General features: G+C 63.3%; 1 protein-coding gene. It reads right to left on the bottom strand.

Translation table 11 applies throughout. From position 1 onward, the window contains the following. Positions 1-569, bottom strand: a 569-nt coding sequence (locus CGA21_RS29750; RefSeq protein ID WP_188265693.1) for a sensor histidine kinase, incomplete at both ends; no start/stop codon positions are given.

The following is a 569-nucleotide window of genomic DNA, read 5'->3' as shown; positions in this document are numbered from 1 at the left end:
ACCGAACCGCCGTGGGCTTCCACCAGTTGCCGCACCAACGACAGGCCAATGCCCAGGCCTTCGCGCTGATGACTGGCATGCTGGTTGTCCGCCTGGCTGAAGAGATCGAACACCTTGTGCAGATTGTCCTGCTCGAGCCCCACGCCGCTGTCGATGACGTCCAGCTGCGCCATGTTCTCGACACGATGGGCGATCAGCTCGATGCGGCCATCCCTGGGCGTGAACTTCAGCGCGTTGTTGAGCAGGTTCCAGATGATCTGCTCCAGGCGTGTGCTGTCGGCATCGACCACCAGGGGCGGCTCGGGAGGCTGGGGCAGCTGCAGCGTGACCTCGCACGGATGCTGGTCATTGATCACCACGGTGTAGATATCCTGGAGAATGCGTCCCAGGTCCACCGCCTGTTTTTTCAGCTTGAGCTTGCCGGTGCGCACCCGGGCGACGTCCAGCAGGTCGTCGATGATCCGCGCCTGGCTGGCGACCGCATCGCAGATGGTGTTCACGGCTTTGATGGCCGGCCCGGCGGATTTGGTCATCGGCAGGCGCCGCAGCAGTTCGGCATTGAGCTGGAT

Origin of the sequence: Pseudomonas sp. PSB11, assembly GCF_014596605.1 — a bacterium.
Taxonomy (GTDB): Bacteria; Pseudomonadota; Gammaproteobacteria; order Pseudomonadales; family Pseudomonadaceae; genus Aquipseudomonas; species Aquipseudomonas umsongensis.
Note: the sequence above shows the minus strand (reverse complement) of the source record. Positions and strands in the feature narration are given on the sequence as shown.